Origin of the sequence: Acetobacter sp. DmW_136, from assembly GCF_008690365.1 — a bacterium.
In the GTDB taxonomy this organism is placed as follows: Bacteria; Pseudomonadota; Alphaproteobacteria; order Acetobacterales; family Acetobacteraceae; genus Acetobacter; species Acetobacter oryzifermentans.
Genome location: NZ_VHON01000035.1, coordinates 1 through 25,992, shown reverse-complemented (window position 1 = coordinate 25,992; position 25,992 = coordinate 1). Strand labels below are relative to the sequence as shown.

Annotated in this window: 24 protein-coding genes, 1 pseudogene and 1 riboswitch; of the genes and pseudogenes, 21 read left to right on the top strand and 4 right to left on the bottom strand. The window is 56.2% G+C overall.

Annotated features, from left to right (window positions below):
- Window positions 1-140: 140 nt before the first annotated feature.
- Window positions 141-884 (bottom strand): annotated as a pseudogene (locus FKW31_RS11665) (Rieske 2Fe-2S domain-containing protein); the annotation flags it as partial.
- A gap of 327 nt (window positions 885-1,211) precedes the next feature.
- Window positions 1,212-1,445: riboswitch (cobalamin riboswitch) on the bottom strand.
- 380 nt (window positions 1,446-1,825) lie between these two features.
- Here FKW31_RS11665 and FKW31_RS11660 point away from each other — a divergent pair.
- From FKW31_RS11660 to FKW31_RS11650, 3 genes are all read left to right on the top strand, one after another.
- Window positions 1,826-2,809, top strand: a complete 984-nt coding sequence (locus FKW31_RS11660; protein WP_070323491.1) for a DUF1852 domain-containing protein — start codon at window positions 1,826-1,828, stop codon at window positions 2,807-2,809.
- Window positions 2,810-2,836: 27 nt separating this feature from the next.
- Complete coding sequence (locus FKW31_RS11655; RefSeq protein ID WP_070323490.1) at window positions 2,837-3,865, top strand: methionine synthase; 1,029 nt, start codon at window positions 2,837-2,839, stop codon at window positions 3,863-3,865.
- Between the two features lie 320 nt (window positions 3,866-4,185).
- Window positions 4,186-5,085, top strand: coding sequence for a LysR family transcriptional regulator (locus tag FKW31_RS11650; protein ID WP_070323489.1), 900 nt, complete (start codon window positions 4,186-4,188; stop codon window positions 5,083-5,085).
- A 264-nt stretch (window positions 5,086-5,349) separates the two neighbouring features.
- Here FKW31_RS11650 and FKW31_RS11645 read toward each other — a convergent pair whose 3' ends face one another.
- Complete coding sequence (locus tag FKW31_RS11645; RefSeq protein ID WP_019089617.1) at window positions 5,350-6,720, bottom strand: NAD-dependent succinate-semialdehyde dehydrogenase; 1,371 nt, start codon at window positions 6,718-6,720, stop codon at window positions 5,350-5,352.
- A 16-nt stretch (window positions 6,721-6,736) separates the two neighbouring features.
- Window positions 6,737-7,861, bottom strand: coding sequence for an alkene reductase (locus FKW31_RS11640; protein ID WP_150178609.1), 1,125 nt, complete (start codon window positions 7,859-7,861; stop codon window positions 6,737-6,739).
- Between the two features lie 115 nt (window positions 7,862-7,976).
- Between FKW31_RS11640 and FKW31_RS11635 the strand changes: the two genes are divergently transcribed.
- The 10 genes from FKW31_RS11635 (at window position 7,977) to FKW31_RS11590 (ending at window position 19,350) form a co-directional block, all read left to right on the top strand.
- Window positions 7,977-8,339, top strand: a complete 363-nt coding sequence (locus FKW31_RS11635) for a helix-turn-helix domain-containing protein (RefSeq protein ID WP_010510588.1) — start codon at window positions 7,977-7,979, stop codon at window positions 8,337-8,339.
- 915 nt (window positions 8,340-9,254) lie between these two features.
- Complete coding sequence (locus tag FKW31_RS11630) at window positions 9,255-9,797, top strand: OsmC family protein (RefSeq protein ID WP_087636573.1); 543 nt, start codon at window positions 9,255-9,257, stop codon at window positions 9,795-9,797.
- Window positions 9,798-9,842: 45 nt separating this feature from the next.
- A complete protein-coding gene (locus FKW31_RS11625) occupies window positions 9,843-10,967 on the top strand; it encodes an acyl-CoA dehydrogenase family protein (RefSeq protein ID WP_238332818.1) in 1,125 nt (374 codons plus the stop codon).
- Window positions 10,964-12,316: a rubredoxin gene (gene rd / locus FKW31_RS11620; protein ID WP_150178608.1), complete on the top strand. Its 1,353-nt coding sequence runs from the start codon at window positions 10,964-10,966 to the stop codon at window positions 12,314-12,316. The genes FKW31_RS11625 and rd overlap by 4 nt, the downstream gene beginning before the upstream one ends.
- A gap of 148 nt (window positions 12,317-12,464) precedes the next feature.
- The gene (locus FKW31_RS11615) at window positions 12,465-13,673 is read left to right on the top strand and encodes a CmpA/NrtA family ABC transporter substrate-binding protein (RefSeq protein ID WP_081273967.1); all 1,209 of its coding nucleotides are present in this window, start codon (window positions 12,465-12,467) and stop codon (window positions 13,671-13,673) included.
- A 5-nt stretch (window positions 13,674-13,678) separates the two neighbouring features.
- Window positions 13,679-14,539 (top strand): nitrate ABC transporter permease, encoded by an 861-nt coding sequence (gene ntrB / locus FKW31_RS11610; RefSeq protein WP_087636571.1) that lies wholly within the window; start codon window positions 13,679-13,681, stop codon window positions 14,537-14,539.
- Window positions 14,529-15,371, top strand: coding sequence for an ABC transporter ATP-binding protein (locus tag FKW31_RS11605; protein WP_087636570.1), 843 nt, complete (start codon window positions 14,529-14,531; stop codon window positions 15,369-15,371). Before ntrB ends, FKW31_RS11605 begins: the two co-directional genes overlap by 11 nt.
- A gap of 17 nt (window positions 15,372-15,388) precedes the next feature.
- Window positions 15,389-15,844, top strand: coding sequence for a cyanase (gene cynS / locus FKW31_RS11600; protein WP_064776502.1), 456 nt, complete (start codon window positions 15,389-15,391; stop codon window positions 15,842-15,844).
- A 123-nt stretch (window positions 15,845-15,967) separates the two neighbouring features.
- Entirely contained in the window at window positions 15,968-17,671 is a 1,704-nt protein-coding gene (locus tag FKW31_RS11595; RefSeq protein ID WP_238332817.1) for an alginate export family protein, read from the top strand.
- Between the two features lie 101 nt (window positions 17,672-17,772).
- Window positions 17,773-19,350, top strand: coding sequence for a sigma 54-interacting transcriptional regulator (locus FKW31_RS11590; protein WP_087636569.1), 1,578 nt, complete (start codon window positions 17,773-17,775; stop codon window positions 19,348-19,350).
- Between the two features lie 314 nt (window positions 19,351-19,664).
- Here the strand turns inward: FKW31_RS11590 and FKW31_RS11585 are convergent, their stop codons facing one another.
- The gene (locus FKW31_RS11585; RefSeq protein WP_019092362.1) at window positions 19,665-20,555 is read right to left on the bottom strand and encodes an AraC family transcriptional regulator; all 891 of its coding nucleotides are present in this window, start codon (window positions 20,553-20,555) and stop codon (window positions 19,665-19,667) included.
- A 218-nt stretch (window positions 20,556-20,773) separates the two neighbouring features.
- Here FKW31_RS11585 and FKW31_RS11580 point away from each other — a divergent pair, with 218 nt between their 5' ends.
- The 8 genes from FKW31_RS11580 to FKW31_RS16570 form a co-directional block, all read left to right on the top strand.
- Complete coding sequence (locus FKW31_RS11580) at window positions 20,774-21,175, top strand: VOC family protein (protein WP_019092361.1); 402 nt, start codon at window positions 20,774-20,776, stop codon at window positions 21,173-21,175.
- Window positions 21,165-22,190, top strand: coding sequence for a trans-acting enoyl reductase family protein (locus FKW31_RS11575; RefSeq protein ID WP_087636568.1), 1,026 nt, complete (start codon window positions 21,165-21,167; stop codon window positions 22,188-22,190). The genes FKW31_RS11580 and FKW31_RS11575 overlap by 11 nt, the downstream gene beginning before the upstream one ends.
- Window positions 22,191-22,255: 65 nt before the next feature.
- Window positions 22,256-22,798, top strand: coding sequence for a DNA-3-methyladenine glycosylase I (locus FKW31_RS11570; RefSeq protein ID WP_238332816.1), 543 nt, complete (start codon window positions 22,256-22,258; stop codon window positions 22,796-22,798).
- A 72-nt stretch (window positions 22,799-22,870) separates the two neighbouring features.
- Entirely contained in the window at window positions 22,871-23,647 is a 777-nt protein-coding gene (locus tag FKW31_RS11565; protein ID WP_019092456.1) for an SDR family oxidoreductase, read from the top strand.
- A gap of 233 nt (window positions 23,648-23,880) precedes the next feature.
- Window positions 23,881-24,141, top strand: coding sequence for a type II toxin-antitoxin system RelB/DinJ family antitoxin (locus FKW31_RS11560; RefSeq protein ID WP_003618686.1), 261 nt, complete (start codon window positions 23,881-23,883; stop codon window positions 24,139-24,141).
- Window positions 24,138-24,431: a type II toxin-antitoxin system RelE/ParE family toxin gene (locus tag FKW31_RS11555; RefSeq protein WP_003618711.1), complete on the top strand. Its 294-nt coding sequence runs from the start codon at window positions 24,138-24,140 to the stop codon at window positions 24,429-24,431. Before FKW31_RS11560 ends, FKW31_RS11555 begins: the two co-directional genes overlap by 4 nt.
- 131 nt (window positions 24,432-24,562) lie before the next feature.
- The gene (locus tag FKW31_RS11550; protein WP_019092457.1) at window positions 24,563-25,825 is read left to right on the top strand and encodes a sodium:proton antiporter; all 1,263 of its coding nucleotides are present in this window, start codon (window positions 24,563-24,565) and stop codon (window positions 25,823-25,825) included.
- Window positions 25,825-25,992 (top strand): DUF1275 family protein (locus FKW31_RS16570; protein WP_150178607.1); only part of this gene is annotated, 168 nt, incomplete at its 3' end. The genes FKW31_RS11550 and FKW31_RS16570, both read left to right, overlap by 1 nt.

Below are 25,992 nucleotides of genomic sequence, written 5' to 3'. Positions count from 1 at the left end.
GATGGATGGTTCTTCTCTTCCTCCAGAACCATGCGGGCTGCACGTTCACGAAACTCAGGTGGAAAACGCTTCGATTTGTTGCTCATGAATTCTTCTTACCTCACGGGTATTGATGTCTCCACAAAACCCGGGGCAATTCAATATTGTGTCCTGATGGTCATGACGTCCCGATAGGCAAAATCCCGACCATCACGGCGTCTCTGGCCGTAAATCAGCGCCTCACTCAAAGGCTGCTTGCCGCCCGTTCGTGCAAACGTGTAACGGGCCTCAACAAAATCATCTCCGTGATCCATTCCCAGAAACCGTGGCTTCATTTTGCCGACAAGTCGGCTATGCAGAACCTGGTGATTCATATCCATCAGGTTTTCATGCATGAAACTGTAATGACAGTTCACCACCTGGCCGAAGCGCCGCGTGCGGTAACGTCTGTCTCTCACCCTTGGAAAGTCAGGGAATGGGGTTTTGTCCGCAAGAGACTGATCCTCCATAAAAACAAAAATGAGCCCATCTTTTTCCCGGCAGGCCCAGGTCCTGAGACGCAGACATTGCGCTTCGGCAGAAACATTGGGCGAAACACATTGTCCGTCTCGGTTATATTTCAAACCATGAGCGATACAGCTTAGAAGATCACCATGGACCTCTCCTTTGGCGAGCAGAACCTGCCGATGGGCGCACAGGCCATCCAGAGCGTAAGGCACACCGCTTTTGGGACGCACGACGACGATATGCCGTCCTGCAAACCGGACATCGATTGCCTTTTCCCGTCCCAATTCACGGGACCAGGCGACAGGATACCAGAAGTCCGGATTGGTTCTGACTCGTCTTAAATCGATCTGTGCCGCGCACATTGAATGGTCTGAAATTTGGTGAAGCTCGTTTTCCATTGCCTCGGCATTTCAACTGGCTCAGCACAAAGCGAAACGAAGCAACACCCCGACATGGAGCATTGTGCCGTCTCTCACAGTTTCTCTGAGCAAGTGTACCCGTTACCAATACCGGACAGAATGGGTCATTGTCCGGTGACTGAATCTCAAGTTTCTAACGGATCAATGCTGTCTGCAGCACAAAAGCGTCATTCGTATATCGGCCACAAATGATGGGGTAAAAAACTCTGGCCTGAAAAGAGCCGTCGCCTGATTCATCAGGAACGACCGAGGCATGAGGCAGACAGGCATATATTCTCTCCTCCCTTCGGTCATCCCGCCCGACGGTTGGTGGGGCTGAGCAATGGCAGGTCTCCTGGCTCACGGATCATGGCCAACTGGTTCCAACCTTCCCGCCCCCTATGGGAACAGTGGTCCACGTTCAGGGCGAACGAACCAGCGGCATACCGCCTACAGTTGCGGGAGCAGCCTCCGACTTTGCGCCTGGACGGTCGTCTGACCAGTGCGTGACGGAGTTCCCTATTAACCCGCTTGCGCGGGACCATTGAAGCGTTTGCCTCTGTAACATGCCGCCAAACGCATCCAGCGTGCAAGCTGGAACATCATGGATGGGGCAGAAGGCAGATATCAGTTTTTCGCATGTAGAACATCCGTCTGACTCGCCAACACGCCGGAAAACAAGCGCCCCGTTGATAATGTCTCTGGCTTTATCTCCTCCGGGTAAGGCTTTGCTTCCATCAACCCATGAACGATATTTATGTTTTTATGAAATAAAATCATTTTTGTTCACTGTATCATTCGGGCATAAAGCAGACACCGCGCTTACCAGCACACATGATGATGACCACGACCTGAGAGAACTGGAAACGAAATTTGGGGCCATCTTGAATCCCCATAAATCAAATTCTGGTTTTTCGTGGTAAAAGGGATGCAGAGCCATAATGATTAAGGACTTTACATTCAGTATCAATCGACTTCGCTTTGATGAGAACTATCATCCATCCGATAAGACACGCCTCACGACCAATTTCGCCAATCTGGCGAGAGGGGAAAGCCGTCAGGAAAACCTGCGTAATGTCCTGCTGATGATTGACAATCGTTTCAATGATCTGGCCCATTGGGATAACCCCAATAGGGATCGCTATTCCGTCGAGCTTGAAATCATTTCCGTCGACATGGATATCGATTTTTCTGGCAAAAGCGACAGCTTTCCGCTGATCGAAGTTCTGAACACGACGATTGTCGATAAAAAAGCCAACAAGCGCATAGATGGTCTCGCAGGGAACAGTTTTTCCTCGTATGTGCGGGACTATGACTTCAGCGTGTTGCTACCGAAATATAACAAAGATAAGCCAGAATTTAGCGTTCCTGATAATTACGGGAACTTGCATGGAAATCTTTTTAAGAGCGTTGTGAATTCCACGGCTTACAAAAATAATTTCAGGAAGCCCCCTGTCATATGCCTTAGTGTCTCAACCAATCGGATCTATCATCGAACAGAAAATCAGCATCCTGTATTGGGTATTGAATATCAGCAGCGCGAATTTTCCCTGACGGATTACTATTTTGAAAAAATGGGAATGCAGGTTCGCTATTTTATGCCACCCAATAGCATGGCACCATTGGCGTTCTATTTCTCCGGCGATCTGCTGTCTGATTACTCCGCTCTTGAGCTTATCAGCACCATCAGCACGATGGAGTCTTTCCAGAAAGTTTACCGTCCTGAAATTTACAATGCCAATTCTGCTGCTGCCGATTGTTATCAGCCGAGCCTGAAGAATCAGGACTATTCAAATACCCGAATTGTCTACGATCGCGAGGAGCGCAGCCAGCTGGCGACCGCACAGGGGAAATATACGGAAGAGAATTTCATCAAGCCGTATCACGATGTTCTTGAGCAGTGGTCTGCCAGTTACGCCGTTTGATCAATCAGAAACACAAGGCCATCTCTTATGAAAACACTGCTCCCTACCTCAACGGCCGGCAGCCTGCCCAAACCTTCATGGCTTGCCAAACCCGAGACGCTCTGGTCACCCTGGAAATTGCAGGGTGAGGAACTGATCAAGGGTAAACAGGATGCGCTAAGTCTGACCCTGGACGATCAGGATCGTGCCGGAATTGATATCGTCAGCGATGGTGAGCAGACACGTCAGCATTTCGTCACGACGTTTATTGAGCATCTCAGTGGTGTCGACTTCGAAAACCGTCAGATGGTTAAAATTCGCAACCGCTACGATGCAAGTGTGCCGTCAGTCGTAGGCACCGTGACGCGTGAGAAGCCGGTCTTTGTCGAGGATGCGAAGTTTTTACGCACACTGACGAAGAAGCCCATCAAGTGGGCGCTGCCTGGCCCTATGACCATGATCGATACACTTTATGACGGCCACTATAAAAGTCGCGAGAAACTGGCCTGGGACTTCGCCAAAATCCTCAATCAGGAAGCCAAAGAGCTGGAGGCGGTAGGCGTCGATATCATCCAGTTTGATGAACCCGCCTTCAATGTTTTCTTTGATGAGGTGAACGACTGGGGTATCGCAACATTAGAAAAAGCTATTGAAGGACTGAAATGCGAAACCGCAGTCCATATCTGCTACGGCTATGGCATCAAAGCCAATATTGACTGGAAAAATACTCTTGGTCAGGAATGGAGACAATATGAAGAGATCTTTCCCAGACTTCAGAAATCCAATATCGATCTGATTTCACTGGAGTGTCAGAACTCCCGCGTTCCGATGGATCTGATTGAACTCATTCGTGGAAAAAAAGTCATGGTCGGCGCTATTGATGTGGCAACCAATACCATTGAGACGCCCGAGAAGGTCGCTGACATCTTGCGAAAGGCACTTCAGTTTGTCGATGCCGACAAGCTTTATCCCTGCACCAACTGCGGTATGGCTCCTTTGTCGCGTGAAGTGGCCCGAGGCAAACTCAATGCCTTAGGCGCAGGCGTGGAAATTGTTCGCAAAGAACTCTCGGTCTGAGAGACCGCTGGATTGGGATTTCGGTGGTGGAAGAGGCGTAGAGACAACCACGTCGGTGCGCTCTTCCGACAGCCTGCTTTTTAGTGTGTCAGTCATGGCAGTCGGAAAGAGGTGCAACGCCCACTTTTTTCCTGAAGGCTTCAGGCAGGAGATTGAGGCCGTATTTAAATCCAGAACGAAGAAAGCGATAGTTGTCAGTCGAAACTATGGAAACTATCCGAATGGATCGCGCAGAAGCATCACGATAAGAGTTTATAAAAATGAACTGAAATGATACATTTTTATCATTATATGAATTTTGTGCATTTATCGGACGAGACATGGGTATTCTGGAGCGCAGTCATCTGACAATCATTCGGGAAGTCACGCGCGAGGGCTCGTTGACGGCCGCCGGGATGCGGCTGAATCTGACCCAGCCAGCGCTCAGCCATTCTATCCGCAAGATCGAGCAGCAGCTCGACGTAAAGATATGGCGGCGGGAGGGACGGTCACTCGTGCTCACCCAGGCAGGGAAATGGCTGTTATCACTGGCGAACCGTCTGCTTCCGCAGTTTGAACTTGCAGAAAACCGTCTTGAACAATTCGCAAATGGAGAGCGTGGTACACTACGCATCGGCATGGAATGCCACCCCTGCTATCAGTGGCTCCTAAAGGTGGTCGCTCCCTATTTGGATAGATGGCCGAAGGTTGATGTGGATGTACGACAGAAGTTCCAGTTTGGTGGGATCGGCGCGCTGTTCAGTAATGAAGTTGATATTCTGGTCACACCTGATCCGCTTTACAAACCCGGCCTGACGTTCACACCGGTTTTTGATTATGAACTCGTACTGGCTGTTGGTCCCGAACATCCTTTACGTGAAGAAAAGTTCGTGTTGCCGGAGCAGCTTGCAGATGAAACATTGATTACCTATCCCGTTCCGTCAGAACGGCTTGATATTTACACGCAGTTTCTGCAACCAGCCGGGATTGGTCCACGGCAGCAAAAGCAGATCGAGACGACGGACATCATGCTGGTGATGGTGGCCCATGGAAGAGGCGTTGCAGCACTTCCACGCTGGCTGGTGGAAGAGTATGCCTCCCGCTTTGAACTTTACCCTGTAAAACTTGGTAAAAAAGGCATTGCGAAACAGATATTTCTTGGTCACCGCGAAACTGACGATGAGATTCAATATCTGCGGGACTTTATCGAATTCGCCGCTTCACCTCATTCAGATCGTTAAGGATTGTTTCTGACATTCACATTTAGAATGTCTTCGTGCCTCTGCTTTTTTACAATGTCCGGTTTCTCTATTTTCCTTTCGATACCGGATGTTCTGTTTACGCCTAGTTCCGGTCATTCGATGACTAATCGTGCGGTTGCCAAAGCAGGCATATACCATTTCTTCGTATCACTTGAGCCGCAGGTGGCATTTAACTTGATGAGTAGCACACCTCTGCCCCGGACAGGATTTTATCCGGGACAGAAAGCAGCGTTCGCCTAATCTTCAGGCAACGCGGATCAGCTTACGGTTGATAAACTCCTCAATGCCGAGGAAGGACAGTTCGCGGCCAAAGCCAGAGTTCTTGATCCCGCCAAACGGCAGTTCAGGGGCCGCAGCCGTGGCCGTGTTGATGAACATCATGCCGGTCTCGACCGCTTCGGCCACCCGTTCCGCCCGGCCAAGGTCACGCGAGAACACGGCCCCGCCGAGGCCATAAGGAGAATCATTGGCCAGTTCGATGGCTTCGTGTTCCGATGCGATCTTATGCACGACGGCAACGGGACCGAAAATCTCCTGATAGAAGACCGGATTGTCCTTTGACACGTTGGTCAGGATAGTCGGCTCCATAAAGAAACCCTTGCGCTCCATCCGCTTGCCACCAGCCACCAGCGTTGCCCCTGCCTTGACCGCTTCATCGGTCTGCGCGAGTGCGGTCTCGAGCGCCTTCTTGCTGCTCATCGGGCCATGGGTCGTACCCTCAGCCAGTGGATCGCCAATACGGAACTGCGTGATCGCGGTTTTCAGACCTGCGAGGAAGGCGTCGTAGACCTTCTCATGCACGATCATCCGTTTGGCCGCCGTGCAGACCTGCCCATTATTGGCAAACCGGCCCCATGTCGCCCACTTCACGGCAAGTTCAAGATCCGCGTCATCCAGCACGATGAACGCGTCGCTACCGCCAAGTTCCATCGTGTCCTTCTTCAGCGCCGCACCCGCTTCGGCCGCGACCGTCTGGCCCGCGCGTTCGCTGCCCGTCAGGGCGACGCCACGGATGCGGAAATCCTTGATCAGTTCGGCGGACTGATCGTTGTCGAGGAAGATGTTGGTATAGACACCAGCAGGCGCGCCCGCCTCGTGGAACAGCTTTTCAAAGGCCAGCGCACATTGCGGCACGTTGGGCGCGTGCTTGGCGATGACCACATTGCCTGCCATCAGGTTCGGCCCCGCCACGCGGGCAAGCTGGTAATAGGGGAAGTTCCAAGGCTCGATGCAGTAGATTACGCCAAGCGGCTGGTTGATGATCTTTGCATGGCCTTCCTTGACCTTCAGGGGCGTGGGAGCGAGAAATTTCTCCGCGCCCTCGGCATAGTAGGAGAGGATGTCGGCCGTGATGTCGATTTCTTCCAGCGCGTCAGGCAGCGCCTTACCCATTTCGGTCGCGATCAGGCGTGCATGTGTCATGCGGTCACGGCGAAGCAGGTTGGCAGCCTTTGACATGATGACCTTGCGGGCTGCGATGTCGCGCTTCTTCCAGTCGGTCTTCCACACATGGTCCGCGCGATCGATAATCGCCTTCATCTGCGCGGCAGTATGCAGTTCAAACGTGCGTTCCACGGTTTCCGTTGTCGGGTTGAGGGTCTGGTAAAAACTCATTGGTCCGTTTCCCTGTTTATTGATTATGGAAAAGGTAGTCGGTGTAGCCATGCGCGCTGCCGCCGTACATCGTCGCCGGGTCCAGCGGATTGAGCGGCCAGTTATGTTCCAGCCGCGCGGGCAGGTCCGGATTGGCGATGAATTTCCGGCCAAAGCCGATCATGTCCGCCCATCCATGGCCCATCACATGCTGTGCCTTGTGCAGGTCGTAACGGCCCGCGCACAGGATGCGGCCGCCGAAGATGTCGCGCACGCTGGCGCGGAAGGCATCCGGCATTTCCGGCGCATTGTCCCAGTCGGCTTCGGCCAGCGAGACGTAGGCGATGCCCGCCTCCGCCAGTACGCGCACGGCTGCCGTGTAGGTTTCAGCTGGATTGTCCTCCAGCAGGCCGAGATAGACGCGCTCTTCCGTCGTCGTGCCGAACAGCGGGGAAAACCGCACGCCCAGTCTGTCGGGGGTGACGACGGCGGAAACGGCCTCTACCACCTCGCGCAGGAAGCGCAGGCGGTTGGACAGGCTGCCGCCATAGGCATCGATGCGGAAATTGGCCCGTTCGGAGATAAACTGGTTGATCAGGTAGCCATTGGCTGCGTGGATCTCTACCCCATCGAAGCCTGCGGACAGCGCGTTGCGCGCCGCCTGTGCATACATCTCCACCAGTTCCTGGATTTCGGGAATGGTCAGCGCGCGTGGCACATCAGGGGGTACCAGCTTTCCTGTACCCGGCCCCGTGGGGATGAACACGTTTACGCCTGTTGCCGCGACCGCGGACGGAGCGATCGGTGCCTCATGACCGGGCTGCAATGCCCGGTGGGACACGCGGCCCACATGCCACAATTGTGCAAAGATGGGCCGCCGCTTTGCGTGTACCGCATCGGTGACCAGCTTCCAGCCCGCGACCTGCTCGGGTGAATAGATGCCTGGCGTCCAGGCATAGCCCTGCCCGCGGGGTTCGATCTGCGTACCTTCGGTAATCAGGAAACCCGCCTGCGTGCGCTGCGCGTAATACTCGGCCATCAGCGCGTTGGGAATATCGCCCGGTTGGGTGCTGCGGCAGCGTGTCAGTGGTGGCAGGAAGATCCGGTTTTCCAGCGACAGGTCGCCCAGTCGCACAGGTTCGAATAAAGAAGATGAAGACATGATCAACCCTGTTTATAAATGCAGGCCATCTGTCCGGCCCGCATGTAAACATTGACCCAGCCTGCGGTGTGCGCAAGAACGCACATAAACCGCCACTAGTGTCAGGAATGATACCATGCCCCGCATTCGTCACACCACGCTGGCCTGTAGCCCCGGTTGCACGGTGGAAGCCACGCTGGAACTGTTTGGCGGGAAGTGGAAGGCGTTGATCCTGTATCACCTGTTCGAGGACGGAGTGCTGCGGTTCGGCGAACTGCGCCGTCGCCTTCCCAACGTCACGCAGCGGATGCTGACCAATCAGTTGCGCGAACTCGAGGCAGACGGACTGGTATCACGCACCGTTTTTCCCGAGGTGCCACCGCATGTGGACTACGCCCTGACCGAGCTGGGAAAGACGCTGAAGCCAGTTATTCAGGCGCTCAAGAAGTGGGGGGATCGGTATGCGCATTCTGTCCAGCGGAACACAGCTGCTGATTGAGATTGACGGCGAAGCGTTATGGACAATTCCTGCAGCAATCTGCCTGTCGGCATAGCAGAAGCAGAGCGGACAGGCAGCAGTCGCCCTCTTCTCAGACATACAAATTTCCATGTGTCATGCCCTGAAGCGGACCGTCCGTCATTTCACTATGAACTGATGCCGTTTCTCCTCATATGAGCGCATTCTCCGCTTCACTGCATACAAGCAGTCCTTCTGGAAAACGTGTCATGGAATAAGGCATACGCCTCCCATCACCCACACTGAAAACCCAAACTCCGTGGAACGCTGGCAAATGGTCAGCGCCAAATGGACTGTTCGGCTGGATCGCAACCTCGGCCGTTACCTGACGCGACACCTGATCCTTCAGGTTTTATGGCGAGACCCGTACACGGTCGGGCACGCTTCTTGCCGCTGCGTGTCAGAACTGAGTATTGCGGCAGATTAGAGCGGCTGCGTCATCGGGATACTATCTCTCCCCACATGACCAGAATTAAAAAATTTTCCAAAAAATATTTACTACAAAATGATTTTATAAATTCAAACAATTATCATATCGCTAATTACACTATTTTTAATGATTGTTTATCTTCACATTTGCTATTTTTAATTTTATTTTATTGTGAATTATATTATTCTACAAAATTAAATGTTAATTGACTAGCGGTGATGCAAAATGCCCTCTCTCACACACCATATCTTGCTCCTGTTATCTCCACACCCTGCCGCCACAAATGTAACCCGACAAAGCTGACAAAGTTGACAATTGGCGAACTCTATATCCCGCAAGGCTGAAATTTTTTCCAAACAAAACAATGCATTGTCTATTTTTTATAAAAAAGTGTGGGTTTGTTTGGGAGAGAGAATAATCTGATCAGGCCATGAGCCGGCAGACCACTTAAAGGGACGTCCTGACAAATGAACAAGACAGAAACCGTAACATCCTACCTGCGCCCGATTGACCGCGACGGGCTACTTGAATTCGGCAACAAAGGTTGTTCCAATCCGGATGGCTACGGCACCAACAAGGTGCATACCGTGTGCGAGGGCCAGTACCGCACACTCAGCTATGTGGGCGATCACGCGCCGGTCGTCGTGGATGAACCCCTGCACCTTTTCGGCCAGAACACGGCCCCCGCCCCGGGCGAGATCGTGCTGTCGGCCCTTGGCGGCTGTCTTGCCGTGGGCATTACGGCGGTTGCGACCTATCGCAACGTCAAGCTGAGCAAGCTCGAACTCTGGATTGAAGGCGATATTAGCAACACGGCGGCATGGGGTGCCGGTGGTGCGGACCGCAAGCCCGAGCAGATGGGCTTTCAGAAAATCCGTGTAAAAGTCGTGGTAGAAGGCGATGCCTCCCGTGAAGAACTGGATGAAATCGTCCAGCATGCCAACTACTTTTCGCCGGTTGCGAATAGCATGCGCAACCCCATTCCCATGACAATCGGTCTTGTCGACTAAGGCGGCCTCGCTTTGTCACCCACGCAATCAGGAGCTGACGGACACATGCTCAGCAATATGGCCGTTTCATCGCGCCTTACGGACGATAAGACCCTTCTTGCAAGGGTGGACGACATAGCTCGCGGCCCGCTGGCAAAAATTGTCGTGGATATCGACCAGAAAGGCCACTACCCGCTTGAAATCATGCGGCTGCTGGGGGAAAGCGGCGCCTTGGCCGCCCACCTGCAAACCCATGGCGAGAATTTCGGCCTGGCTCTACGCGCGATGGCCAGTGTCAGCCGGGAATGTGGCGCCACCGGTTTTCTCATGTGGTGCCACATGGTCTGCGGCCTGTATCTTCAGGCGGCACCGGATGCGAGCTTGAGCAAAGACCTTCTGGCTCGCCACGCCACGGGCCAGACCTTTGGCGGCACAGCACTTTCAAACCCCATGAAGGCTCTGGCCGGCATAGAACGCATGGCCCTGACGGCAGTAGAAGCCGATGGAGGCTTTCTAGTCAGTGGCAACCTGCCCTGGGTCAGTCATATTGCCGAAGGCCAATACTGTGGCGCGATGGCCCGCAAGGACGGCCAGCCGGGGCAGGAAGTCCTGTTTCTCCTGCGTTTTGAAGACGCATCGGTCCTACACCGATGCCCGCATTTTTCGGGCATGGAGGGTACGAGCACCTGGGGCATACGGCTGGATAATCACTTCGTGCCCACAAGTGATGTCATCGCTTTTCCCGCCCAGGAGCTTGTCACTACAATCAAGGCCCCGTTCATTCTGCTCCAGGGCGGCATGGCGGCGGGCATCGTCCAGGGCTGCATTGACTCCATGCGGGAGGCCGAACCGCAGCTCGGCCACGTCAACCGCTTTCTGGAAGACCGCCCCGACACAATGCAGCAGGAACTGGATGCGTTTGTGCAACGCGCGCTCCACCTTGCACAAACGCCGCACAGAACAGACAAAGACTACCTTCTGGATGTTCTGGACCTGCGCGTTCTGGGGTCGGAACTGGCGTTACGGGCATCGCAGTCCGCACTGCTGCACCAGGGAGCCAGAGGCTACCTGAGTGCCGCAGCCCCCCAACGCCGGGTGCGCGAGGCGCAGTTCGTGGCCATTGTCACGCCTGCCATCAAGCACCTGCGGCTGGAGATCGCCCGGCTGATGACAGAGGAGCTCCCGGCATGACCTTCCCCCTGCCTGAAGCTGCCAGTTCGTTCCAGAAATACATCTGTATCGTCTGCGGCTGGATTTATGACGAGGAACTGGGGGACCCGGATTCCGGTCTCCCCCCCGGCACGCGTTTTGACGATATTCCCGATGACTGGTCCTGCCCCCTTTGCGGCGTGGCCAAGGCGGATTTCGAACCTTACACCCCGGTCTCCCGCCCTGCGGTGCCTGCGGCGTCGGTTACGCAAGGCACACGCTCCTCGTCCATGGTCTGGGACACCGTGATCGTGGGTGCGGGCAGTGCCGGGTGGAGCATGGCCGAAAGGCTGCGTACGTTGGCACCCACGGCAAATATCGCCATAGTGAGCGCGTGCGAGGGAGACATATACCCCAAGCCCCTGCTTTCGGTTGCATTGTCGCGCGACCTGACGGATGAGCATATCCGCAGCAAAAAGGGCGAAGCCGCAGCGCGTGAACTGGGGATCAGTCTGTTTGCGCAGACATATGTGTCAGGCATAGACCCCACGGCAAAACGACTGCGCACCACGCAAGGCACGCTGCGCTACAAATCCCTTGTTCTGGCGTATGGCGCACGCCCCGCACTGTTGCCGGGGCTGCCCTCCAGCCTTGTCTGGCGGATCAATAACCTGCGCGCGTGGCAGCAGCTCCGCCAGCGGATCGGACAGGATAAAAAACGGATTACGGTGGTTGGCGCAGGGCTTGTCGGCTGCGAACTAGCCGAAGACGCGGCCCATGCCGGGCATGAGGTGACACTGCTCTACCGCGATGATTTTCCGCTACAGACCCTGTTGCCCGAAGCTGCCGCGCGCATAACCGCCGAACACCTGCGCCAGGCCGGCATTACGCTGCTTGCCAATGCCTCGGTACGCGGGGTGCAACGACAGGACAGCGGGATCGGGCTCGACATCGCATCCCCCGTCGGGCCGGGTGGTATACAGGCTGATATTGTCATTGCCGCCATTGGGCTTGAAACCGACCTCAGGCTGCCCCGTGCTGCCGGGCTGAACACCGATTGCGGGATTGTGGTCAACCCTTCCACGCTGCAGACGTCCGGCCCGGACATTTACGCCATGGGGGACTGTATCAGCGTGGAGGGCGTGCCCTGCCGCTATATTGCTCCGCTTGCCGCGCAGGCGGACACCATCGCACACGAAATTCTTGGCCTGCCACATTCGGGATATCGGCATCAGCCCCCCAAAATCAGGCTCAAAAGCAAGGTTGCCGCATTCGAACTCTCGGGGCGTCCCTGTTCCGATTTGCCGTGGGAAACGGTGGAGAACGCTCAAGGCCGCCTTGTCATGCAACAACGTCGTGGCTCGACCATAACCGCCAGGCTGGAGGTTTGATTTCATGACGCTTTTTCCGTTCTCTCGCAGACCGTACGCATTCCGTGCCGCACCCTGCGACCATGGTCCGGCTCTGGCCTGTCAGTGCGGCAGCACGTATCCAGTCATTTTCACGACCGGGCATGAGAATGGACTGCCTACAGGGGCCATGTCTGCCCAGGCGAGTGTTCCTGCCATTAGCAGGCGGCATTTTCTCGGCGCGGCAACGGGTTCTGCAGCACTGGCAGGGCTAGCGGGCCTGTTTGCCCCCCATGCGGCAATGGCTGATACCGCGCCATCTGGCGTGGTGGAAAAACCGGACCTCAATATCGGGTTCGTGCCCATAAGCTGCTCTGCACCGCTGATCATGGCGACAGCCAAAGGTTTTTTCCAGAGCGAAGGGCTGAACGTTCAGCTTCGTAAAACGGCTGGCTGGGCATTGATCCGTGACAAGCTGCTTGACGGATCGCTGGATGCGTCCCACCTGCTTTCGCCCATGCCGCTGGCGCTGTCCCTGGGGCTTGGCGGCAATGCGGCCCAACCCATCCGCGTTGCGACCATGCAGAACATCAACGGCCAGGCCATTACGCTGGCTTTGAAACACTGGCACAAACGTGACCCGCGTGACTGGAAAGGCATGACATTTGCCATACCTTTCCAGTTTTCCATGCACAATCTGCTGTTGCGCAACTACCTTGCGCTGCACGGGCTCGACCCTGACAAGGATGTGTCGCTCCGCGTTACGGCCCCACCCGATATGGTCGCCAACCTCAAGGCCGGGAATATCGACGGGTTTCTGGGGCCGGAACCCTTCAACCAGCGCGCAGTCTACGAAGAGGCTGGCTTTCTGCACGTGCTCAGCGCGGATCTGTGGGACGGCCACCCGTGCTGCGCCTTTGGCACGACTGCCAGTTTTGCGGAAAAATACCCCAACACGTATCGCGCGCTGCAGCGCGCAATGATCCGTGCTGCATATTTCATGCAGGAGCCCTCCAACCGGCTGGAAGCCGCCCATATCATGGCGCAGGCAGCATATCTCAACCAGCCGGAGATCGTCATCGAGCAAAGCCTGACCGGGCATTATGCCGATGGCCTGGGCGTGGTCCGGGACAACCCCAGGCGCTCTGGCTTTTCCCCCTACCCGTATCCGTCCATGGCGGTGTGGATTCTCTCGCAGTTTTCGCGCTGGGGCTACCTGAAAGAGAACATTCCCCTGCAGGAGACGGCGCAGCGGATTTTCATGATCGACGAGGTCAGGAAACAGGCCGCGGCCCTCGCCCTGCCCGCGCCGGAAGACGGGCAGAACAACTGGCCCGTCCTGACGGTCATGGGGCAGCGTTTCGACGCCTTCCATCCCCCTTCTTACAGCAAAGGATAGCCGCAATGCTTTCTCAGGAAAACCGCCTGTCCTTTTTCCTGTCGTTCGCGAGCCTGCTGGGTGTTCTCCTGATATGGCAGTTCAGCACCCTGCCGCAGGCCTCCCGCTCGCCGTACGGCATTCCTGACGGCAACGCCGAATACCAGCGCCTGATGGGGCGCAGCGCCGTAGCCAGCACGGTCAGGAGCGACTTTCCCACCCCGGGCGCATTCGTGCGCAACGCAATCGAGGTGCTGCACGCGCCCTTTCACAACAATGGCCCGAATGACCGGGGCATAGGCTGGCAACTGGGCGCATCGCTCCTGAGGGTCATGATCGGGTATGGGCTTGCCACGCTGGTTGCCGTGCCACTGGGCTTTGTCTTCGGTCTGCAACCCGTTATCCAGAAAGCACTCAACCCTTTCGTGCAGATTCTGCGGCCCATTTCCCCCCTCGCGTGGATGCCCATCGCACTCTACACGATCCGCGATGCGGAACTCTGCGCCATTTTCGTCATCTTTATCTGCTCGCTCTGGCCGATACTGCTCAACACCGCATTCGGGGTAGCAAGCATTCGCCGCGAGTGGCTGAATGTTATCCGCACGCTGGAAGTCCGCTGGCCTCAGCGTATCTTTTTCGTATTGCTTCCCGCAGCAGCCCCTACAATTCTGACCGGCATGCGTATCGGACTTGGTGTAGCGTGGCTGGCTATCGTGGCTGCCGAAATGCTCGTGGGGAGTTCGGGGATCGGTTATTTCGTGTGGAACCAATGGAATAATCTTTCCCTCTCCAACGTCATTCTTGCCGTATTGCTGATCGGACTGGCGGGCATGGCGCTGGACGCGGCACTGGCGTTCGTTCAACGGAGTGTGCGTTATGCAGAATAATCCCGCACTTTCTCCAACATTTACCGCACCGCACGGGGCTGAAGCACTTGTCCAGGTGTCGGGCATTGGCAAACGCTACCGCCCCGACGGCCCACCTGTTTTTTCCGGTGTGTCCTTCAACATCCGGCCCGGTGAGTTTGTCGGCCTTATCGGGCATTCAGGCTGCGGCAAAAGCTCGATCCTGAACATTCTGGCCGGGCTTGAACAACCAAGCGAAGGCGGCGTGATCATGGACGGGCGTGAAATTACCGGACCGGGTCTTGACCGGGGCGTGGTGTTTCAGGGCCATGCGCTGCTGCCCTGGCTTACCGCCCTGCAGAACGTGACCTTTGCGGTGCGGGCCCGCCACAGGCACATGCCCCGCCATGAAATACGCGAAAAAGCCGAGCATTATCTGGCCATGGTTGGGCTTGAAGCGGCCATGCACAAGAAACCCGCAGAACTGTCAGGCGGCATGCGCCAGCGGGTCGGCATTGCGCGGGCGTTTTGCACGCAGCCGCGGGTACTGCTGATGGACGAACCCTTTGGCGCGCTGGACGCCCTGACACGTGGCATGATTCAGGAAGAACTTCTGAAAATCTGCGCACAGACACAGCAGACCGTCTTCATGATCACGCATGACGTGGATGAAGCGATTTTTCTGGCGGATCGCGTTCTGCTCATGAGCAACGGTCCTGACGCGCGACTGGCGGAGGATGCCTCCAACCCTCTGCCACGCAGCAGAACACGCGAAACCATGCACCATGAAGACGGGTTTTACACCTTTCGCAACCACCTGGTCGATTTTCTGGTCCGGCGCTCCGCCCTGGCCCAGAAAGCCGCAACCGCATGACACAAGGACACCACGACATGACAGTTTTCAAAAACCGCAATGACGTTACCGAAGCCATTGTCACGACACGGGTCGCCAAGGGGCTTTCATGGAAAAGTGTTGCTGACTACATCGGCCATAGCAAGGAATGGACGACCGCCGCGTGTCTGGGACAGATGACGTTCAATGCTGAAACGGCCGCCAAGGTCGTAGCACTGTTCGATCTGGATGCATCCGCCCTTGCATGGCTGCAAGTGCCCCCCAGCAAAGGCTCACTGAGCGGCAATGCGCCAGCCGACCCCCTGCTTTACCGCTGGTATGAAATTGTCAGCGTTTACGGCCCGACCATCAAGGAACTGATCCATGAGGAATTCGGGGACGGGATCATGAGCGCCATCGATTTTAACATGAACATCGAACGCGAGCCCAACCCGGCCGGTGACCGTGTTCGTGTAACCCTGTCTGGCAAGTTCCTGCCTTACAAAGCGTTCTGAAGTCCTGAAACAGAGGTTGCACTGACCCTGCAACCTCTTTCCCCCCGCCCATAAAATTAGAGACAGAGCCAGCACCGGCATGGCGTTTTTTTGTTGCGATATTGTAATGAAAAGGAACGGTTCATGCTTTCTTCCCACACAAGCCCACTAGGCCGACCGGCCGCCCTGTGCCTGCGAAACCGGTTCATGACGGTCACCCTGCTCAGCGTCGGCCTAGGCGGCACGGCTCTTGCCGAGACATTGCCCGAAACCACCCGGAAAACCCCACCCGCACCGGATACGGCGCGCCTTCATACGGTCAGTTCCAGCACGGCACGGCCCATTACAGGCCTGCACGCAGCGCTACCCGCCAAACCGCAGGCCGCACCCGCCCAGCCCAAATGGTACGGCGTGTTCGGTGGCGCCAACGGTGCGGCCTCGGGCTTTGGGACTGTCGGCCCCTACGGCCAGGCCCGATGGGCCGAGGACTGGAGCTTTCTGGCCGATGGCAACACGGCTGCCAAGCGGCATGACTGGTTCGACCGACTGAAATACATTCGCCTGAACGATAGCGGCTCCATATGGCTGACCCTGAGCGGCGAAGAACGCCTGCGGTATATTTTTGAAACCAACCCGGCCATGGGGCATGCGGGGGTCACCAACGCCAGCCGCGTCATGATCCGCAACCAGTATGGTGCGGACCTGCATCTGGGCCAGCATGTCCGTGTCTACGCCGAACTGATCAATGCCGAGGCCGGGGGGTCAAACACCTATGGCTACAATACCGGTCTGCAACGCGAACGCCTGGACCTTCAGCAAGGCTTTGTGGAAGTAAAAGGCCACCTTCTGAACGCGACCGTGGGGGCTATGGGCGGGCGGCAGCTTTTTCTGGACGCGCCCGTCGTCATGCAGTCTGCCAGAGATATTCCCAATGTGCAGCAGACCTGGGACGGTTTCCGCGGGTATGCCATGTGGAAACGCTTTCGGATCGACGTGTTTGATTTCTTTCAGACCAACAAGGCGCCGGTGGGTATTTTCTCCGATGGCACCAACTATTCCGGCCGACTTTATGGCGCCTATACCTCCACAGCGCTGCCCAAATTCTCCTTCCTGGGGCAGCCCAGCCAGCTTTACCTGGATGCTTTTTTCATGGGGTATCTCTACGGGGGTGCCACGGCGTCCATCGCCACGGCCAAAGTCGGCGGCCTTCAGGCTGGCAGCACACGGCGCGACGGGATTGGCGGCAGGCTATGGGGCAAGCTGGGGCCGATGACCGTCAGTCTCGACGGGATCTTTCAAGGCGGTTCCTTCCGCCCCGCCAATAACGGACAGGCCAGACCTGTCAGGGCTTTTGCCGTCAATGGCAGCGCTGTCTACACGTTTGCCGGTGTCAGGGGCGCACCTTCCATCGGTGTGCAGGCCGATATTTTTTCCGGCGGGAATTACAACAAGACAACTGGCGCTGTCGGCACATTCGGCACGCCGTATTTTCCGCTTCCTTACTACAACGACGTAACACTGACCCTGAACAGCCAGAACCTGGTTGGCGTAGGCCCACTGATTTCCTTCAGTCCCGCACCGAAAGTGGCAATGCGCCTGCATGCACCGTTCTTCTGGCGTGACAGCACACAAGATGCAATTTACGGCATTGGCCGTGTTTATACGCCCCGGGGCAACCTCCAGGGCGGGTATATCGGGGCGGAGCCGCAGTTTCAGGCCAGCTGGAATTTTGCACCGCACTGGACCTGGACCAGCGACGTGGCGGGCCTTGCGACATCGCATTCGGCGCAGGATGCCGGGCTGAAATCAAGCCTGATGTTCATGCAGACCATGAGCCTAGTTTTTTAAGTGGGCAAATACCCCATAACACGATAGCGTTGCTCCCGTAGGTGATCGCGCTTTATACTGAGTAAAGCGCCCTTTCCACCGGTTTTTTGAACAGGAGAACAATGGCCAGGCCCGACAGCGACGACAATTTTTCCGCCGAGTTCTGGCGGTCGCAGGAAATGCTGCTTCTGCGCAGTGTCATTACTCTGGTCGGCCGCAAACTGGACACGGGGTCCATCTGCCGCGAAATCGTGCATCTGCTGTCCGAACTGCTCGGTCTCAATCGCGCCCGTATTCTCTGGCGCGATCTTGACAGCCCGACCTATCGCATTCGGCACGCTTACGGCCTGACCGCGCAGGAAATTGCACGCGGCGTATACCTTGAAGGCGAAGGCATTACCGGCACCGCCCTGAAAAACAAGCATCTCATCATCATTCAAGATATCGACGAGGAACCGCTGTTTCTGGGTCGGGCGGTCAAGCGCGAACACCTGCCAGAAGGCAAGGTGGCCTTTATAGCCATGCCGATCCAGCTCCCCCGCAACGAGGTCGGGCTGATCGCATGCCACAGACTGCGACACAGAAGCCGGAACCTTTCCGACGACATAACGATGTTGCAGATTCTCTCAACCCTTATCGGGCAGCTTATGGCGCTGCATGAACGGGTCGAGGAAGAAAAACGCGTCCTGCATGAGCACAACGCCCTGCTTGAACAGGCTCTGGAAAAGGCGTCCAGCCGCTACGGCATTATTGGCACATCCCGCCCATTGCTCAGGGTGCTGGCAGATCTTGAAGGTGTTGCCACGTCATCGTCCCCCGTCATGCTCGAAGGTCAGCCCGGGACCGGCAAGGAACTGTTCGCCCGTGCGCTGCATATGGCCAGCTCACGCAATGGCAGCCCGTTTGTTCGGATAAACTGCGCGGCAGTTCTTGAACGGTCCTTCGAGCAGGAATTTTTTGGCTACGAGCGCGGGGCGTTCCCTACCGCCCGCAGCAGGCATGTCGGGCAGATCGAACAGGCCGATGGCGGAACGCTGTTCCTGGATGAAGTCGGTGAACTTCCCCTTTCCGTGCAGGCCCTGCTTCTGCACATGCTGGAGCAGGGTACCATCCCCCGGCTGGGAGCCGCCAACCCAAAAAAAGTCAATCTGCGCATTGTCAGCGCAACCAGCACGGATTTGAAAAAACTGATCGAGGCCGGGCGCTTCCGCTACGATCTTTTTTACAGGCTGAGCGTCATTCCCCTTCACCTGCCGACCCTGCAGGAACGCACGGAGGACATTCCCGTGCTGAGCAACCATTTTCTGAGCCAGTTCAACCAGAAATACGAACGCAACATTAGCCTGTCCGCTTCGGCCATGTCGCTGCTTGCCCGTCACAACTGGCCAGGAAATGTCAGGCAGCTTAGGAACGCCATTGAAACGGTGGTTTTGCTGGCGCAGAAAACGACCCTGACATCCAGCGATCTGCACGGTCTGCTCAAAGACCGGACTTTCAACCGATCAGCGGAGATCCATTCCACAGCCCTGCAAAACCGGCCTTACCTCTCGGCCGCGTCTCACACGAAGGAGGAACTGGTAGCAGCTCTTAAGCGTAATAGTGGCAACAAAACTCGAACGGCGCGGCAACTAGGCATGACGGCTCGCCAGCTTTCCTATAGGCTGACGGTCCTTGGTATTCCAGGCGTTAATTTTTCCTGAAAAACGCCGCATCGAGCTATCCACGTCGCATCATGGTGCCAGGCTCCAAAGTCCGAAAATTGTGCCTGCAGCCGCTTGCCGAACGGTGTATGCTGGCTGGTAAACGTCAAGAACTTGAACGCTGTGAGCGGCCACTTTCGGTCATGCTACGCCAATAACAGACAGACAGTTCGCCCCCTGATCGGCCTGTCTGCTCAATGATACAGGAGCAGACAGGCAGCAGTCGCCTCATTTACGCCCTAAGGAAGGACTACGGCTTTTCCAAAAGCGGACCTCGCCTGCTTTTGCCTTTCCATAATCATCGTGAACAGCAATTAATCCCTGCCTGAAGTTATCCGCCGTAGTCGCACAACGTCTCTGGAGGGAGGGAGGCCAAACTGTCGTGCATAGTCTCGGCTGAACTGAGTGGGACTTTCATATCCAACATGGAAGGCAGCGAACGTTATATTGCCTTCGCCCGCGATCAGGAGCGATCGGGCATGGAGCAGCCTTACACGCTTCTGATACTGAAGCGGGCTCAGTGCGGTCACAGCCTTGAAGTGGCGATGAAAGGTGGAGATGCTGAGTGCTGCCATCTCTGCCAGGTCGCTGACACGTAGCGGCCTGGCGAAATTTTCCCGGATCCAGTGGACTGTATTGGCAACCCGCGAAAGGGCGGTGTCAGGTGTGGTGATGTCACGCAGCATCCAGCCGAGCGGTCCCTGAAGGACGCGGAACAGGATCTCGCGTTCGTAGACTGGCGCAAGGGCGGCAATTTCATCCGGGTGTTCTATCAGCCGTAGCAGACGAACCCATGCATCCAGTAGCTCCGGGGTAACAGGTGCGACCGAAAAGCCGGGACTGGAGGGATCGCTCCCGGCAGGTTCAGGCAGATCTGCCAGCAGACTGGCGATAATGGCGGGCGTCAGCGTCAGGCTCACCGCCAAGTAGGGCTGGCCCTTTTCCGACGGATGCAAGGCGCCGACAGCAGGCAGATCGACCGACATCACAAAATAGGTTGCCGGATCATAGCGAAGGGTTCGGCTGCCCACTGTCATGGTTTTCGAACCCGTCAGGATCACGTTGATCATGGGTTCATAGACGGCCGTAAGTTGATGCTCGGGGATTTCACCCTGCACCATGGCAACCCGCGGAATGCCTGTCTCCGTCCGACGGTTTTCTGCCCGTGCGGCCAGATGCCTGAGTTCCTGAAGCTGCGTTTCCATACCCGGCGTTGTTTCACAGCCCTTTTCCCCGAGCAACGGAAAAGCAGAAACAGGCAGGTTTCAGAGAGAATCGTGAGAGCGATCATCTGCTGTCGACATTATCTCTTGTTTCTCCAGGTCGGGCGATAAGCTCCGACGAGTATTGGCATGGGTATTGGCGGCAACCGAAATGCCAGACCATCGAAGTGTCTGGCTGTTATAATCTTTGAGGATTTCCCATGCTCGATCATATCTTTCTGACAGTGAGCGATATCAACCGATCGATCGCCTTTTACCAAGCCGTGCTTCCACACCTCGGAATCACAAACCGCCTCGATTATGACGGAAAGAATGCGCCAGTTGACTATCCGGATCTCAAGGGTTTCGGTGCCGGGGGCCGCATGTTCTTCTGGCTGCGACAGGGAGCGGCAGCAGCCGGGGCGGTCCATGTCGGCTTTGTCGCGGAATCTGCCGCCATAGTGGAAGCGGCCTTTGAGGCTGCTCTGGCGGCCGGCGCAACCGGCCTCCACCCCCCGGGGCCGCAGCTTCATTATGACCCGCGATACTATGCCGCCCAGGTCCGCGATCCGGACGGCTACAGCCTCGAATTCGTCTACAAGAGCTGGCAGCATGGCCGCTGAGGTTCTGTGTATGATTTCCACTGAAAATCCCTCGCGGATACTGATGATCTATGGGGCTTATGGTTATACCGGCCGCATGGTTGCCGAGCATGCGAAAGCAGTCGGTCTTTCCATCATTCTCGCCGGTCGCAGGGCAGACGGGCTTGAGGAACTCGCGACCCGGCTTGGGGCGGATTATCGTGTGTTCAGTCTCGAACAGAACACCGCCATCGATCTGACCCTGTCAGATGTGACGGTGCTGCTGAACTGTGCAGGCCCTTATCGACGCACGGCTGAGCCACTGATGCGGAGTGCTATTCGCTGTGGGGTTCATTACCTTGATATCGCGGCGGAACTGGACAGCTACCGCCTTGCCGCGCAACTGGATACGATTGCCGGTGCCGCAGGCGTCATACTGCTTCCGGGCAGCGGCGGCAGTGTTGCCATGCTGGGATGCCTCGCCGGACATACGGCGGAACGCGTGCAGGCCCCCCAAAAAATCGCCATTGCGCTGAATGTCTCCGGCACCATGTCACGTGGCTCGGCAATCACTGCTGCGGAAAATGTAACGCCGGAGACGCTGATCTGCAAAGAGGGCCATCTTGTCGCATGTCCGGCACCTGATCAGAGGCCTTTTGATTTCGGCCATGGTGCGGTGTCATGTTTTCCGGTGACACTTCCAGATCTCATCACGATCGGACGGGCAACCCATATTCCGGATATCGAGACATTCGTGCATATCTCGGGCAATGCTTTTCCGGGCGGCGACCTCGCACTTCTTCCCGATGGCCCCGATGCGCAGGAACGGAAAGCACACCGCTATCAGGCAGCGGCCGAGGTAACGGGAGCGAATGGCATCACAGTCCGTTCGGTTCTTGATACGGTGAACGGCTACACCTTCACGCCTCTGGCCGCAGTCGAAGCCGCGCGCCGCGTGCTTGGGGGAGAAGTCCGCCCCGGCTTCCAGACGCCTGCCGGCCTGTTCGGGAACGGTTTTGCCGGGACCATCGCCGATACCCGCATCGTTGACCTGTAATTCCATACAAGAGACGCTTAATGGATCATAAATGTCGTTGTGCCTGGGCCAGTTCGAGCCCCCTGATGCAGGATTACCATGATACCGAATGGGGCGTGCCAGAGCGTGATCCGCGCAGGCTCTGGGAAATGCTGATGCTCGAAGGCTTTCAGGCAGGACTCTCCTGGGAGATCGTGCTGCGAAAACGTGCGGCGTTCCGGGATGCCTTTGTGGACTTCGATCCCCGAAAAGTGGCCGCCTTCACCGCAAAAGATGTCGAACGACTGATGGGAAATGCCGGTATTATCCGCGCACGTGCCAAAATCGAGGCGACCATCCTTGGCGCACAGATTTTCAATGAGATGCAGGAGGCCGGGGACGATCTCTCCGCCTTCTGCTGGTCGTTCACAGACGGCAGACCATTGGAAGGAACAGGGTCCGATACGGAAACTGAGTTATCCCAGACTATCTCGAAAACATTGAAAAAGCGGGGATTCAAGTTCGTTGGCCCGACCATCGTCTATGCCTGGATGCAGGCGGTTGGCATCGTCAACGATCATTCCCCATCCTGCTTCCGCAGAGACGCGGTTGAGAAAATGTCTGCAGGATCTGATTACTGCAGACAGTAACCGCTGTCACCAGCGCGACATCGCATCGTCTTTCTTCTCTCCTTCAGACGTAATCCGGAGTTATCACGCAAGATGAAAAACGAGTTCGATAAGAAGCGAGTGCTGGTCACAGGCGGCACGAAGGGAATTGGCGCGGCGATTGCCCATCGGTTTGCCGCATCAGGTGCACAGGTTGCAACAACGGCGCGCGCGCCCTCGGCCTCCCGGGATGCCGATCTCATGTTTGTCGCGGCTGATCTCGGGACAACCGCGGGCGTTGATGCGGTTGTGAAGGAAATTGAGAACAAATGGGGCGGACTTGATATTCTCATCAATAATCTTGGAGCCACGGCTACGCCTCCCGGCGGCTTCGAGACACTGACAGATGCGTTCTGGCAGCAGGTACTTGATATCAATCTGATGGCGCCAGTCCGTCTTGACCGTGCCTTCATTCCGGGGATGCTCGAAAGAAAGCACGGCGTGGTCATTCACATAGGCTCAATCGCCCATATCATGCCGCCATCACAGTCGACACTGGCCTATGCTTCTGCAAAAGGCGCACTACGAACTTACAGTAAGGGCCTTTCGAGGACGGTTGCAGCAGGCGGCGTAAGGGTAAACATGGTGTCGCCGGGTTTTATCGAGACGTCTGGTGCGCATGGGATGATCACGGAAATCCAGCAAAACAGGCATATATCCGAGGATGCTGCACGTCAGTACGTCATGGACATGATTGGCGGGATCCCTGTTGGTCGCCCGGGCCGTCCTGATGAGGTGGCAGAACTTGTTGCGTTTTTGGCATCTGACCGCAGCGGATATATCGTTGGCGTGGATTACGTTCTGGATGGCGGCACTATTCCAACAGTGTAGCGAGCCGGTTTGGCGCTTCGTACTGCTTATCTGCAGTTAAAAGACGTTTGGCTTTCCCGCTAAACAACCTGTCTGCTCAGTGAATGGTAGCAGATAGGCTGTAGTCGCCCTCTTTTCTGCCGTTTCCGCAACCGATCAGGTTTCTCGAATGCAGACATCAGCATCGACCATCTTTCGCTTCATTTGTACCAACAACTGTGATACATATGTGCATACACGCAAGGAGGCTTTGTATGTCTGCTGTTACATTCCGGGTAGATGAAACGCTGAAGGCAGCCGCAGTTAAGAAGTTGTCGGCTCAAGGCATTTCACTTTCTGACGCACTGCGCGATACGCTCGCGTATATTGCTGAAACGGGTCGCTCTCCCGTCAAGCGGAGGCTTGTCACAGACGAGGATGCGGAGCTTATCGAGATTGTGCGCGAACGCCTAAAAAACCCTGCCCAAAAGCATCGTATGACTTTTGCAGAGCTTAAGAACCGTCATCGCGAATGAAAGAGTATTGTCTTGAATTCGACGACAGAGCACTCAGAGAGTGGGATGCTCTTGACGGCAGCGTGCGTAAGAAATTTGAAAAGAAGCTGGAAAAGCTGATCTGGAACCCTCACTCTCCAGGAAACGAACTGCATCGCGACCTATCAGGGTTTTATAAGATCAAGCTTCTGAAAGATGGTTACCGCCTTGTTTATCAGGTCATCGACGAACGGATCGTCATCTATGTAATTGCCGTTGGCCGGAGAGCCGATAATGAGATTTATGAACTGGCTTCGAAGCGAACAGAGTGAATTTACTTTCTTGGTAGAAAGTCAGCTCCCGCCCTCATTTTTGCCATTCAATGCCCGGTTAAGTTTCTCGAATAACAGACTATTCCCGGTTTTTCTTGACGTGAGGCGCCAGGGCGGCCAGCGATGAGGCCATGGATACAATCAGTCTTCTTGCCCTGCTCCTGACCTTCTCGGCAGGCTTCAGCATTCTCAACCACCACACATTGCGTGTTCCTGTCACGATTGGCGTTCTGGTCTTCTCATTGCTGACCTCGCTGTTGGTCATGATCCTGAACCCGCTGATCCCGGCCTATGATCTTCAGGCTCTCCCACGATCCGTGCTCGGTGCCATCAATTTGCCTGCGGCACTTCTGAACGGTGCCCTTTCGCTGCTGCTTTTTGCGGGAGCCATGCAGGTGAATGTCGGACATCTGCGCGCAAAGCTGATGTCTGTAACAGCCCTCTCTATTCTGGGAACCGTTCTGGCCGTGGCTTTTCTGGCGGTCGCGGCGTGGTGTGTTTTCCCCTTTCTGGGGCACGCCGTTCCCTTTACATGGTGCATCGTACTTGGCGCCATTCTCGCTCCGACAGACCCGGTTTCAGTCGTGGGGATGCTGAAACGTCTCGGCCTGCCAGGACCGATACAGGCCGTTTTTGCGGGTGAGAGCCTGTTCAATGACGGCGTGGGCGTCGTCATTTTCGGTGTGACGATCGGGCTGGCGACTGGAGACAGTCAAGGGGTGGGCGCTTCTGAGATTGCCATGAGCTTCTGCCGCGAAGCGCTCGGTGGTGGTCTTCTTGGAGCGATAACCGGGTGGATCGCGCTTCGTGTGCTCAAGGCGCAGCGTGACCCGCATATCGATCTGCTGACCTCGCTGGCTCTGGCGACCGGAACCTTCAGCATCGCCAATCAGCTGGGGATGTCCGGAGCGATTGCCGTCGTCGTGGCCGGACTATGTTTCGGAACCAGTTACAGCCATTCCGTTTTCGATGAAGTATCCCGCAAGGAACTCGACATTGCATGGACGCTGATTGACGAAGTGCTGAACGTGCTCCTGTTCATGCTCATTGGCTTTGAAATACTGGAGATCAGGCCACATCTGTTTACAGTTCTGGCGACGCTTGCCGTGATCCCGCTGTCTATTGCCGTGCGGGCATTGAGCGTGCTGTTCTCCACCCTGCCGGTTCATCTCCGGCAGTGGGAACGGGGCCGTGTTCTCGGTATCCTGACATGGGGCGGCCTGCGTGGCGGCATCTCGGTTTCTCTGGCGCTTGGCCTACCACCCGGAGACCTGCGCGACCTGCTACTGCCTGTTTGCTATGGTGTCGTGGTGTTCACCATCATCGTGCAGGGTCTGACCATGGAGCGGGTCGCCCGCAGGCTCTATCCGTCAATCGCTTCCCGGTCGCAATAATGCCCTCCTCCCTTCTCCCGGTCTCGATTTCCGCCCGGCGGGTTCTCATTCTCGGGCTTGTCGCAGGCTATGTGGATGCCCTGAGTTTCGTCGATCTGGGCGGTGTCTTTGCAGGCGCGATGACGGGCAATACCACGCATATGGGCGCCTCGTTTATCAGCGGAAAC